At 72.5% G+C, this 11339-nt stretch carries 15 protein-coding genes and 1 pseudogene; 11 read left to right on the top strand and 5 right to left on the bottom strand.

The window, feature by feature from the left end:
* Positions 1-39 precede the first annotated feature (39 nt).
* Together BMW62_RS09550 and BMW62_RS22600 are read right to left on the bottom strand one after the other, a co-directional pair.
* Positions 40-675, bottom strand: a complete 636-nt coding sequence (locus tag BMW62_RS09550) for a TVP38/TMEM64 family protein (RefSeq protein WP_170852305.1) — start codon at positions 673-675, stop codon at positions 40-42.
* Between the two features lie 86 nt (positions 676-761).
* Complete coding sequence (locus BMW62_RS22600) at positions 762-920, bottom strand: hypothetical protein (protein ID WP_170852306.1); 159 nt, start codon at positions 918-920, stop codon at positions 762-764.
* Between BMW62_RS22600 and BMW62_RS22940 the strand changes: the two genes are divergently transcribed.
* The 7 genes from BMW62_RS22940 to BMW62_RS09585 all read left to right on the top strand — a co-directional run bounded on the left by BMW62_RS22940 (position 889) and on the right by BMW62_RS09585 (position 5955).
* Positions 889-1164, top strand: coding sequence for a carboxymuconolactone decarboxylase family protein (locus BMW62_RS22940; protein ID WP_211435061.1), 276 nt, complete (start codon positions 889-891; stop codon positions 1162-1164). The two genes, BMW62_RS22600 and BMW62_RS22940, sit on opposite strands and share 32 nt — an antisense overlap.
* Before the next feature lie 112 nt (positions 1165-1276).
* Positions 1277-1867, top strand: coding sequence for a vitamin K epoxide reductase family protein (locus BMW62_RS09560; RefSeq protein ID WP_211435062.1), 591 nt, complete (start codon positions 1277-1279; stop codon positions 1865-1867).
* Entirely contained in the window at positions 1864-2718 is an 855-nt protein-coding gene (locus tag BMW62_RS09565) for an alpha/beta fold hydrolase (RefSeq protein ID WP_091930616.1), read from the top strand. The genes BMW62_RS09560 and BMW62_RS09565 overlap by 4 nt, the downstream gene beginning before the upstream one ends.
* Positions 2708-3481, top strand: a complete 774-nt coding sequence (locus BMW62_RS09570; protein ID WP_091930617.1) for a hypothetical protein — start codon at positions 2708-2710, stop codon at positions 3479-3481. The genes BMW62_RS09565 and BMW62_RS09570 overlap by 11 nt, the downstream gene beginning before the upstream one ends.
* A gap of 32 nt (positions 3482-3513) precedes the next feature.
* Complete coding sequence (locus BMW62_RS09575; RefSeq protein WP_211435063.1) at positions 3514-4185, top strand: haloacid dehalogenase type II; 672 nt, start codon at positions 3514-3516, stop codon at positions 4183-4185.
* Positions 4186-4670: 485 nt separating this feature from the next.
* On the top strand, positions 4671-5108 hold the full coding sequence (locus BMW62_RS09580) for a VOC family protein (protein WP_091930618.1): 438 nt from the start codon (positions 4671-4673) through the stop codon (positions 5106-5108).
* A 49-nt stretch (positions 5109-5157) separates the two neighbouring features.
* Complete coding sequence (locus BMW62_RS09585; RefSeq protein ID WP_091930619.1) at positions 5158-5955, top strand: DUF427 domain-containing protein; 798 nt, start codon at positions 5158-5160, stop codon at positions 5953-5955.
* A 19-nt stretch (positions 5956-5974) separates the two neighbouring features.
* On the opposite strand, the gene BMW62_RS09590 is transcribed toward BMW62_RS09585, so the two are convergent.
* A complete protein-coding gene (locus tag BMW62_RS09590; protein WP_091930620.1) occupies positions 5975-6157 on the bottom strand; it encodes a hypothetical protein in 183 nt (60 codons plus the stop codon).
* A 254-nt stretch (positions 6158-6411) separates the two neighbouring features.
* Between BMW62_RS09590 and BMW62_RS22945 the strand changes: the two genes are divergently transcribed.
* The 3 genes from BMW62_RS22945 to BMW62_RS09605 all read left to right on the top strand — a co-directional run bounded on the left by BMW62_RS22945 (position 6412) and on the right by BMW62_RS09605 (position 7732).
* The gene (locus tag BMW62_RS22945; RefSeq protein WP_280138634.1) at positions 6412-6693 is read left to right on the top strand and encodes a hypothetical protein; all 282 of its coding nucleotides are present in this window, start codon (positions 6412-6414) and stop codon (positions 6691-6693) included.
* A 190-nt stretch (positions 6694-6883) separates the two neighbouring features.
* The gene (locus BMW62_RS09600; protein ID WP_091930621.1) at positions 6884-7399 is read left to right on the top strand and encodes a hypothetical protein; all 516 of its coding nucleotides are present in this window, start codon (positions 6884-6886) and stop codon (positions 7397-7399) included.
* 33 nt (positions 7400-7432) lie between these two features.
* The gene (locus BMW62_RS09605; protein ID WP_139206230.1) at positions 7433-7732 is read left to right on the top strand and encodes a hypothetical protein; all 300 of its coding nucleotides are present in this window, start codon (positions 7433-7435) and stop codon (positions 7730-7732) included.
* 190 nt (positions 7733-7922) lie between these two features.
* On the opposite strand, the gene BMW62_RS09610 is transcribed toward BMW62_RS09605, so the two are convergent.
* Both BMW62_RS09610 and BMW62_RS09620 read right to left on the bottom strand, forming a co-directional pair.
* Positions 7923-9542, bottom strand: a complete 1620-nt coding sequence (locus tag BMW62_RS09610; RefSeq protein WP_091930623.1) for a PQQ-dependent sugar dehydrogenase — start codon at positions 9540-9542, stop codon at positions 7923-7925.
* A gap of 883 nt (positions 9543-10425) precedes the next feature.
* On the bottom strand, positions 10426-11031 hold the full coding sequence (locus tag BMW62_RS09620) for a thioredoxin domain-containing protein (RefSeq protein ID WP_091930624.1): 606 nt from the start codon (positions 11029-11031) through the stop codon (positions 10426-10428).
* Between the two features lie 84 nt (positions 11032-11115).
* On the opposite strand from BMW62_RS09620, the pseudogene BMW62_RS22170 reads away from it, so the two are divergent.
* Positions 11116-11339 (top strand): annotated as a pseudogene (locus BMW62_RS22170) (IS701 family transposase); the annotation flags it as partial.

Genomic DNA, 11339 nt, shown 5'->3' on the forward strand with positions numbered 1-11339 from the left:
CGGAGCGCGGGCCGGGTCGCCGTCCGGCGCTGCGAGGGCTCACGCCTCCCGGTTCCCCCGGCGGTGGCGGCGGACCACGGCCGCGCCGGCGACGCTCAGCACGACGAGGACCAGCACGGCCACGACGAACGGCCACGACCCCGGCGCGGTCCCGTACGCGCCGAGAGCTGCGAAGGCGATCGTCCCGGGGATGATCCCGAGCGCCGTGCCGACCACGTAGTCGCGGCTGCCGATGGCGGTCAACCCCGCCGCGTAGTTGATGGCGGTGAAGGGCAGCGCGGGCACCAGGCGCACGCCGAGAACCGCGAGGAAACCGTGCCGGCTCAGCAGTGCGTCGACGCGGGCCACCCGGGTCCCGGTCAGCCGTTCGACCGCATCGCGCCCCAGCTTCCGCCCCAGCGCGAAGGCGGCCAGGGCTCCCAGCAGGGCAGCCAGCAGGACGAGGAGCACTGCGCCGACGAAGCCGAACAGGACACCTGCCGCAGCGGTGAGCACGTTCTTCGGCAGGGGTGCGAGAGTCGCCAGCGCGTAGACCACGACGAACACCGCGGGAGCCGCCGGCCCGAGCGCTGCGACCTCGGCCCGCAGCCGCTCGACGTCAGGCAGCCCGACCGCGAGTGCGACGGCCACCGCCGTCGCGACGACGACCAGCAGCCCGGCGAGGCGGCCCCACACGAATCGTCCGGGAGCCCGGCGCGGGGTCCCCGATGGGCCCGCCCCGACCTCGACGGCCCGGTCCGGCGGAGGACGGCTGTGGTCGCTCACTGCGGCGGGCGGAGGTGGGCGGCGAGCCCGGAGGGCGCGGTGTCGGCCAGGAAGGACGGCGAGCCCGCCACGGAAGGGTCGACGCCGACGCCGATGCCGATGCCGATGCCGATGCCGATGCCGATGCTGCCGCCGATCCGCTCCAGCGCTCGCACGCGGCACCCCCTCCTCGACCCCGGCCCCGACTCGGTCGGACCCTTCCATGCCCGCCCGGCCTCAGGATGCCTCGGCCGGTGGGTTGCCCAGCCCCCCGAGGACGCGCTGCTCACCCTGGCCGCCGGCTGGAGCGACGCAGAGGCCACCGAGGCATCGGTCCACATCGCGCTGAACCTGTTCACCAACCACTTCAACCACCTGGTGCAGACCGACCTCGACGTCCCACCCGCTCCGGGCCTCTGAGCCGCCGGTCCGGCAGCCAGGGAGCTGCCGTGTCGGGAAAGGCGGCCGACCGCGGTTCACGACCGCAGCACGGGGCATGGCCCGGTACAGCCGAGCACAGGAGGACACCGACGTGCGCACCACTGCGAGGAGACACCCCGCCGGCCCGCCGGCGGCCACGGTCCGACCGGATCCGGGCGGGGTCGGCCGGTCGAGTTCGGCGGCGGCCGAACGGGTCAGCGACGATCTCCGGCGCGGCGCCGGGGACTTCCTCGAGCAGCGCCGCCGCATCGCGGGCCTCACCTCCCTCGCGAGCTTCGCGCTCGGGGTGGTCGGGCTGTACCAGTTCGGGTTGCTGCGCCGGGTGCCCGAGCCACCCCTGCCCTTCCTCGACGCCGACGCGGTCGACGCCGCCGGCGAGGCCTACCAGCAGTTCAGGACCCCGGATGCCGCGCTCGGCCTGCTCAGTGCCGGTGTGACCCTGGCCCTCGCCGGGATGGGCGACCGGGACCGGGCCCGGACAGCACCGTGGGTGCCGCTGGCGCTGGCCGCGAAGACCGCCGCGGACGCCGGCGGCGGCATCTACCTGTTCGCCGAGCAGGTCACCAAGCACCGCAAGGTGTGCTCCTGGTGCACCGTGGCCGCGGCGGCCCAGCTGGCCACCCTCCCGCTGGCGCTGCCCGAGGCGCGTGCCGCCCTCCGTCGCCTGGTGGGTCGGTCGTGAACGGGCTGGGGCTGCACCTGCACGAGGACCTGCTGGACGGCGAGCCGATCCGCTGGCTGGAGCACGGCGAGGGCGCGCACGTCGTCCTGGTCCACGGCATCCCGACCTCGCCCCGGCTGTGGCGCCACGTGATGCCGCTGGTCAGCGGCCGGTCCCTCGCGCTGGAGATGGCCGGCTACGGCAGCTCCATCCCCGACGGCGAGGGCCGCGACCTCGGCCTGTCCGCCCAGGCCGACCGGCTGCTGCGCTGGCTGGATCTGGTCGGCGCGGAGTCACCGGTTCTCGTCGGCCACGACCTCGGCGGCGGGGTCGCGCAGATCGCCGCCGCCCGGGCGCCCGGCCGGTTCTCCGGGATCGTGCTGACCAACGCCGTCTGCTACGACTCCTGGCCGATCCCCAGCGTGAAGGCGATGCAGCGGGCCGCACCGGTTCTGCGGTACCTGCCCGAGACCGCGCTCTACCCCTCCCTGGTCCAGCTGATCCACCGCGGCCACGACGACCGGGAGCGGGCGCTGGAATCCATCGGTGTGCACTGGCAGCACTACGTCACCCACGGCGCCGCCCGGAGCCTGATGCGCCAGGTGAGCTACCTGCGGGTCGAGGACACGATCGCCGTCGCCGACCAGCTGCCCTCGCTCGGCCTCCCCGCCCGCGTGGTGTGGGGCGAGGCCGACCAGTTCCAGAAGGTCGAGTACGGTCGCCGCCTCGCGGACGACCTGGGCACGGAGCTGCAGCCCATCCCCGGCGGCAAGCACTTCACCCCCGAGGACCATCCCGAGGTGATCGCGGCGGCCATCAACGAGCTGATCGGGACGGGTCCTGCGCGCGAAGGAGATCCCGGTGGGCGGTGACGCCGGCGGGTTCGTGGGCTACCCGATGGTGGAGGAGTCGGAGGCGACCGGCGCCGTCGCCGCCGTCTACGCCCACCTGCTGGACGGCATGCCGTTCGTGCCCAGCCTGTTCAAGTCGCTGGCGCTCTGCCCCGGCTACCTCGTGCTCGCCCACGAGCAGGCCGCCGGAGTGCTGCCGGACCCGTCGTTCGCGCAGTCGGCACAGAACCTCCTGACGTCGGCGCGGGAGATCACGACCCCTCCGGCCGACGCCGATGTCCGCGGTGCGCTGGCCGGGTTCACCGGTCCGCTGAGCCGGATGCTCCTGCTGGCCGCCGGCCTCCGGCTCGCGCTCGACGGGGAGCTCCACGCCCCGCCCGCGCCCGGTCAGGCTCTCGAAGCCCGCCCGGTGCGGCCAGCGAGCCCCGCTCCCTCGCCGGCCGACGCACCCGCGCCGGAGCTCTACGGCCAGATCCGCGCCGCCCTCGACACGCCCGTCGTCAACAGCATCTGGCGCAGCCTCGCCGACGGCGGCCTCCTGGAGGCGGCCTGGGACCACCTGGGCCCTCAGGTGCCTGCCACCCGTGCCGCCGCCGACGACCTGCAGCACAGAGCGGTCGACGCCGCCCGGCACCTGCCCTGGCAGGTCGTCGCCGACCCCATCGCGCTGGAGCAGGCCGGCCTCGACGACGCCCGCCCGGGCATGGCCGCCGTCCTGGGTGCCTACATGACCACCCTGCCCCGGGTGCTCGTGCTGGTGGCCTCCAGCAGCGCACCCGAGTGATGCCCCACACCGCCGAGCCCGAGGAACCTGTGTTGACCCTCTCGCCGTCCGTCATCGTCTTCGACGTCAACGAGACCCTGTCCGACATGAGCCCGATGTCTCAGCGGTTCGCCGACGTCGGAGCACCTCCCCACCTGGCCACGCTGTGGTTCGCCACGCTGCTGCGCGACGGGTTCGCCCTCACCGCCGCCGGCGCGTCCCGCCCCTTCGCCGAACTCGGGGCCGCGGCCCTGCGCACGGTGCTGCGCGGCGTGGACCTCGACCGGGACACCGACGCCGCCGTCGACCACGTCATGAGCGGCTTCACCGAACTGGGCGTCCACCCCGACGTCCCGGACGGCGTCCGGGCCCTCCGGACGCCGGGGCGGCGGCTGGTCACCCTCACCAACGGCTCCACCTCCGTGTCGGAGCAGCTGCTCACCGGCGCCGGCATCCGCGACCAGTTCGACGCGCTGCTGTCCGTGGAGGACGCCGGCGCCTGGAAGCCGGCACGCCGCGCCTACGAGTACGCCGCCCGGACCTGCGACACCGACCCGGCCGACATGCTGCTCGTCGCCGTCCACCCCTGGGACATCGACGGCGCCGCCCGCGCCGGACTGGCCACCGCGTGGATCGACCGGGCCGGAAGCCCGTACCCGTCGTCCTTCACGGCGCCGTCACTGCGCGCCGCCGGCCTGACCGACCTCGCCGAGCAGCTGGGCTGACCTCGACTCGGGGGGCGACCTCAGGCTCCGTCCCGATCACCGTCCGACGACCGGTCCCCGGCAGCCGGCAGCGCCTCCAGCAGTGGATCGCGACAGCGGCACGCCGCATCCTCGTGCCGCCGCCCGTCGACGACGACGTGCCCGTAGCGCGCCGCATGCGTGCAGGGGCAGACCGACGTGGTCTCGCCCGGCCACAGGACGTCCGGCGCATCGGGAACTGCGGCAGGACGGGTGGAGGCTGGATGCTCTGCTGACGTGGCGGCCGTTCAAGCTCCCCGTGGCGCCCTCGAAGGTCCCGACTCCCGTCGGAAGGAGGCACGGCTCGCCCGACGGCCCCCCGAGCGCTCGATTGTCACCGCGGAGAAGTCCCACCGCCGCCGCTCTGCCCCGGCGACCCCGTGGTCCGTGGCCGCATGCGGATGCCAGTTGCGGGGAAGGGTCGACCGGACGGCCCTGTCCGGGGCCCGTACGTCGAGGAGGTCGACATGCCCGCACGAGACGAACTGCCCGCGCCAAGGGAAGGCTTCGTGCTGACCCACTTCCTGGTGGTCGGCGATCAGGACCGCTCGCGGGAGTGGTACCGCGACGTCTTCGGCGCGCAGGTGGTGCACGAGCGCGATCCGGTGATGCTCCGTGCGGCCAACAGCTGGCTGATCCTCAACGAGGCCGGTGGTCCGACCGACGACAAGCCCGACGTGAGCCTCGTTCTGCCGCAGGACCCCCGGCGGACCAGCGCCTTCCTCAACGTCCGTGTCGCCGACATCGCCGCGGTGTACCGGAACTGGACGGCGAAAGGCGTCGAGTTCCTCACCGAGCCGAAGGACCACGGCCAGGAGATCCGCGCGTACGTGCGCGACCCGGACGGTCACCTCATCGAGGTCGGGCAGGCCACGGGCATGCTGGAGACGGTGGACGGCGACTGATCATCCGCCTGCCCGGGTGACGACGTCCGTCGGCGGGTAGCGGGACCACATGGCCTTGACGATCGGCAGCGCACCCTTCGGCTCCACGCCGTCCGGAACCTTCAACTTCGACCCGGCGCCGCCCGAGCACGTCCTCTACCTCGAGCCCTCCCCGCGCCGGGTCCGCGTGCGCCTGGGCGAGGAGACCGTCGCCGACAGCACCGGCGTGCGCCTGCTCCACCTGTCGGGCCAGACACCGATCTACCTCTTCCCCCGCGAGGACGTCCGGACCGACCTGTTCACGCCCAGCGACACGAAGGTGAACGCCCCCGGCCTCGGCGAGGCCTCGCACTGGACGGTGTCGGTGGGCGAGCGGACGGCGGAGGACGGCGCCTACTCCTACGAGCAGCCGCCGTCGTCGCTAGCGGGCGTGGCCGGTCTCGTCGCGTTCGACTGGGACGCGATGGACGCCTGGTTCGAGGAGGACGAAGAGGTCTTCGTCCATCCGCGCGACCCCTATCACCGGATCGACGTGCTACGCAGCTCCCGTCACGTGGTCGTGCGCTGGGGGGACACCGTCGTCGCCGACTCGACGCAGCCGCGCATGCTGCTGGAGAGCGGCCTGCCGCCCCGGTGGTACCTGCCGGCCGAGGACGTTCGCACCGACCTGCTGGCCCCGAGCTACACCGCGACGAGGTGCCCGTACAAGGGCGTCGCGCAGTACCGGACACTGCGGGACGGCGAACGATTCGACGATGACGTCGTCTGGAGCTACCTCGAGCCCATGCACGACGCCGAAGCCGTCGGCGGGCTGCTCTGCTTCGATGACGCGCGTCTCGACGTCCATGTGAGCGAGGGGACCCGGTGACCTAGCGCCCCTGCACGAGCTACGGCTGGACGGTGGCGGACTGCGAGGGCGCGTGGCTGCGGTAGAGCTTCTCGACGCGGCGAGCCGGTAGGCCGTACCTGGACCGGGTCGCCTCGGCCGACGGCCGCTCGTTCCAGGGAAGCTTGCCGATGACCAGCTCGGGGACGTCGACGTAGACCCTGTCCTCGGCGGTGTGGGTCACGACATCCAGCGGGATGAACGTGTCGCTCGAGATGAGTCCGGGCGTGGACGGCGGCTGGCTGCACGCCGCCGGGGACGTGTACGGCCGGGCGCTGCTGATTCACCAGGACAAGTACCAGGCCCGGCTCGTCGGCGACAACATCGCCGGACGCGCCCGGCAGGCCTGGGCCGACCACGTGGCCGTGCCCCGCGTGACCTCCACCGATCCCCAGGTGGCCGCCGTCGGCACGACCGAGGGGCAGCCGCGAGGCGGGAATCGACGTGCGGACCGCCCGCTACGACATCGGCGCCACAGCCGCGGGCGCCCTGGCCGGCAAGGGCGTCCACGGCAGCGCGCAGCTGGTCAGCGATGCCGACCGCCGGCTGCTGGTCGGCGCGACCTTCGTCGGCCCCGGCGTCGGGGGACTGCTGCACGCAGCGACCATCGCGATCGTCGGCCAGGTGCCGATCGACACCCTGTGGCACGCCGCGCCCGCCTTCCCCACGCTCAGCGAGGTCTTGCTGCGCCTGCTGGAGAGCGAACGCGGCGTCTCCTGAACTGCCGGAGCGGCCCGGCACTGGGCGTCGACTCGGTCGGCGCTGACGGAACCGATGCGCAAGGGTGTTGCACGTGGCCTTCGAGTTGACCGACGCCGTGCTGCCACTACCGGACGGGGTCCGCGCTGAGCTGCGCCGCGAATGGGCGCGACTGGCGGCGCCTGGCACATGGCTGTCAGGACCGGAACGCGTGGCCGTCGCCCGGGAGGCGCGGGCCGCACGCACGTTCAGCGATGCGGACGCGGGACTTCCCGCCCTGCTGACCGAGGTCGCGCAGTCCGTGTCGGCCGCCGCAGACCTCGTCACCCGGGAATGGGTCTCCGACCTGCGTGACCAGGGCATGGCGATCGAGGAGTACGTCGAGGTCGTGGGCGTCGTCAGCCGGCTGGCGGCAGTGGACGCCTATGTCCGCGGGGTCGGATCCCACGAGGAGGCCCTCCCCGACCCTGAGCCGGGAGAGCCCACAGGGGAGCGCAACGGTCAGGTCCGGTGGCGGAACGCCTTCGTGCCCACCTATCCCGAGGACGGCGCCCGGTACGCCCTGTCCGCGGTACCCGCCGAGGAGGAGGCTCGGGACCAGCTCCACGCCCAGCTCTACCTGAGCACCGAGCAGATGGCGGATCTGGCGTACCAGGACGTGCTGTCCCGTGCGCAGATGGAGCTGCTGGCCGCGCGCGTCTCGCTGCTCAACGACTGCTTCTACTAGCTGATTGCCCACGGCAACATGCTCCGTGCGAGTGTGCAGAAGACGACCGGGACGGCCGTGGATCTCCGCGCGGTCACCGACACCGGCATCGACCCCGGCCTTCCCTGGGGGGCAGAACTTCGCGATCTCGCGACCGCCATGGTGACCGGCCAGCGGCTCGACGAGAGCCGCGACGCACTGATCCGTGCCGCCGGCCCGCGGCAGGCCGCCGCCGCAGTCGGCGTGTGCGCGAACTTCGAGATGATGAACCACATCCTCGACGCGACCGGTTGCCCCGTACCGGCGAGCCTCGGTTTCGTAGCAGACCTGCTCGGGGTCACGCGCCGGCACTGAACGGCGGGATCAGGCGAACCTCGGGTAGAGGGACATGCCCCGTCGACGATGGTGGTCCCCGTGACGTAGCCCGCCTCCGGGCTCGCAGCCCAGGTGAGGCACCGGCGGTGAGCACTCCCCGTGGCCGTTGACGCGAGGCCGCGCCAACGGCCACGGGGACCGCGAGTGGCCGCCGTCCGAGCGCCCGAGCTCAGGCCTCCTGAGCGCTGCGGCGGCGGATGGCCATGGTGCCCGCGACGGCGGCACCGGCCAGAGCCGTGCCGCCGAGGAGGAACAGGCCCATCGACTCGACCCCGGCGGTGCTGCCGCCGCCGGCGTCGACGCCACCCACCGGCACCCGGGTCACCTTCCAGATGCCACCGGTGCCCGGCTGGTAGGCGTACGGCGGCTTCATCTCCATGTCGATGTTCACGATGCCGTAGTCGACGATGTACATCGCGCCATCCGGGCCGAACTGCACGTCGAACGGGCGGGCGATGGGGTCACCCTTCACGAACGGGGTGATCTCGCCGGTCTCGGTGTCGACCGCGACGACCTGGCGCCCGATATTCCCCTCGCGCAGCGGATTGGTCGGCGGAGCCAGGTCGCCCCACTCGGCGACGAACATCTGTCCGGCGAACTCCCCGAAGCCCTCGGGTGCGATGTCGATCATCGACGGGGACGAGTTGAACTCGTGCCGTCCGAGAACCCACTCGGGGTCGGGCGGGGTAAGGCCGCTGGCCTCCACATCGATGACCGATCCGAGAATCTTCCCCAGTTCCTCGTCGGTGCCGAGGAACACCGGCACCTGGAACTGGTCCGGTGGCTCGAACTTGGGATCCGTCAGCGGTTCACGGCTGGCGGAGTACTCCGGTATCCCGTACCAGCGGCCGGGCTCAACCCGCAGCGACGCATCGATCTCGCCCTGCACCGGGCGGGACCCGCGAATGTCGTAGCCGTTCTCGGCGGCGAACATCTCGCCGTCCTCGTTCCAGGTGAGGCCGAGCAGGTTGCGGAAGCCCCACGCGTGGGTCTCGATGGTCTCCTCGGCGTTGTCCGGATCGAAGGTCAGGATCGACCCGCCGCACTTCTCCACACCCTCGATCACCTGCCCGGGCTCGGTCGCGGTGCCGAACGGCACGTAGGCCCCGGTGAGCACCATGTCGTCCGGGTCCTCGGTCAGGAAGTTCGGGGTCTGGAAGTTGTGCCCGGTCAGCACGATGTCCTCGCACGGCGTGGTGTGCACGCCCGGGCTGCGCATGACCCAGGGGGCGACAGAGGGACCCATCACCCCGGCGTTGCCGGCCGGCCCCACCGACACGTACATCCGGCCGTCGGGCCCCACGTCGATGTCGTTGATCTGGTGCTCGGCCTGGCTGTCGAGGATCCCCTGGAACAACAGCTCCACCTCACCGTCGGGCGTGGCGCGTGACACCGCTCCGGTGAGGTCGTCGGCCCGGTGGGTGAAGTAGAACGCGCCGTCGTGCCACTTGAGGCCGACCAGCGCGGGCTCGATCGCCTCGTCGAGCTCGATGACCGGCGTCGCCTGCCCGTTCGCGACCTCGAGGATCCGGATGGGTGCGAGCTGCTCGGGGAAGAGCCCGCTGCCGGCCTCGCCCACGTACATGCGCCCTTCGTCGTCCCAGGTGATCGAGCTGGGCAGCTGCAGCCCACCGACGACCTGCTCGATCTGGTAGCCCTCGGGGAGGTCGAATTCGCCGGCCGGTGATGCAGGCGCGGCTGCCGCCCCCGTCGCGCCCAGGCCGCTGGCCGTTCCGAACAGCCCGAGCGCCGCGGCGGCGCCCAACCTGCTCTTCCCTGTCCTCTTCATGATCGGCACCGTCCCCTGTTCGGTGGACGGTCGCGAAGAGACGACGGCCCACGTCGACACGGCTGCACGTCTGACAGCCGGGTCCGCGACTGCCCACCCGGTCGCACGCCGAAAGCCGGTCGCTGTGAGCTGTAACACAACCGCAAGTTCTTCTCGCACGCGGGACGGTCGGCGGCCGCAGGATTGGTTGGTGGCGTCTGATGCGAGGCCCGCGCCGGCCTCGCCCTTGCCCGCAAGAAGCTCGGCTTCCGCTACACCATGAACGTGGTGCCGCCGGACCCGTCCCCGGTCCGCGGCTGGCACGGACGGCTGCCCGACGATCCTCGGGACGGCCCTGTCCTGATCTGCTCCGGCCCATCCCTCGCCCGCGACCGCGTGGCCGCCACGGACGTGCGGGACCTGCTCCTGCGGCTCGGCGGCCTGACCGGCTGACCAATCGTCGCAGCAGTCCCGACCCGCCCACCGGTCCACGCCGGACAACCGGCCGCTGCGAGCTGCGAGGCGACCGTCCACTTCATCGTGAAACGTGCGGGTGGCTGCGCGTCCGTCGACGGGCAGCGGGTGTAGCTATGGCGGCGATGGCGACCTGGCCGTCGAGTCGGATCAGGAGCCGTCCCCGGTCCCGGCGATTCCGCTGCGCCGGGTCATTGGCCGGTCGCTCCCGACGGGTGATCAGGGCGGGGGTCACGCGACTGGTCCCTCGGCCTGGGTGACTCGCCACCTCAGCTCCGTTCGGCATGCGCACAAGATGGCGCCCCGCCGAAAAGACCGGTCAACGGGGCACACGCCGGCACAGCAACGGAGTTGCTGCATGCGGCGTCTCCCGACCCGACCGGACGCTGCCCGGCCGGTGCCACAGGCCGGCCCGGGACGAGTCTGATCGCTACGTGCGCCGGCGCTGCCGCCAGGCCAGCGCGAGGCCGATCATGACGACCATCGGCAGTGCGGTTCCGATCGCTCCGCGGATCAGGGGAGGCAGCGGACGCGCGAGGTGCGCGAGCCGGGCCGACAGCCACATCGGCGGTGCCTGCCGGGCCACGTCGCGCAGCGCGACCGGGCCGGCCGCGCTCAACGTCTGCCACATCGCGCCGGTCCCCCGCAGCAGGGCACGACCCTTGGCCTCCGACTGCCCGATCGGTTCCTGCCGGCCAGCCGCTGCCGCGTGCAGAGCTGCCCGCAGGTGTTCGTGCTCGTTGGCCCACAGCCCCCGGAACAGCACCCTGCCGTCGATCCCGACGATGTAGGCGGCATCGGGCTTGTCATCGAGCCGGCGGTGCAGTGTCCCGTCTACGTCGTCGACGGCGACCGGCCAGCGGATGCCGTCGCGCTCGGCGTAGGCCCGCGCCTGCGCGGTTTTCGTCTCCATGTCGCGGGGCTGGACGTAGTGGTCGCCCGGATGCGCCTCGCGCACGTACAGGGTCAGGAACTGCACCCGGTCCCCGAACTCGCTGTGGAGCTGCTGCAGCGCCGGACCGGCGCTGGCGGTCATGGGCTAGTACTACAGCCGCACCGTATTTGGTGGGCTTCGGCGTGTCTCCCAGGTTGAGGCGCTGCGGCTGGTGACGGTCGCTGGATGACCGAAGATGTCAGCGTGGCCGAGGTCGAGGGCTGGGCAGCTGGTCTGGAAGAGGTGGTCTGGCGGATCGGGCCGCGATTCGTCCGGCCGGAGCCGCGTGCGCAGGCCGGTGCCTACCTGCGGGGTCTGCTGTCGGACGTGGAGCGCAAGAACGGGTGGACGCTGGCCGAGCGAGCCGGTGACCGCTCGCCGGATGCGACTCAGCGACTGCTCAATCACGC

Source organism: Blastococcus sp. DSM 46786, from assembly GCF_900109665.1.
Lineage (GTDB): Bacteria > Actinomycetota > Actinomycetes > Mycobacteriales > Geodermatophilaceae > Blastococcus > Blastococcus carthaginiensis.

Bases quoted from the DNA above. Each gene is read 5' to 3' on its own strand.
- BMW62_RS22940 (WP_211435061.1), top strand. From the start codon at position 889: ATGCTGCCGCCGATCCGCTCCAGCGCTCGCACGCGGCACCCCCTCCTC.
- BMW62_RS09585 (WP_091930619.1), top strand. From the start codon at position 5,158: ATGGCCTTGACGATCGGCAGCGCACCCTTCGGCTCCACGCCGTCCGGA.
- BMW62_RS09620 (WP_091930624.1), bottom strand. From the start codon at position 11,031: ATGACCGCCAGCGCCGGTCCGGCGCTGCAGCAGCTCCACAGCGAGTTC.
- BMW62_RS09580 (WP_091930618.1), top strand. From the start codon at position 4,671: ATGCCCGCACGAGACGAACTGCCCGCGCCAAGGGAAGGCTTCGTGCTG.
- BMW62_RS09610 (WP_091930623.1), bottom strand. From the start codon at position 9,542: ATGAAGAGGACAGGGAAGAGCAGGTTGGGCGCCGCCGCGGCGCTCGGG.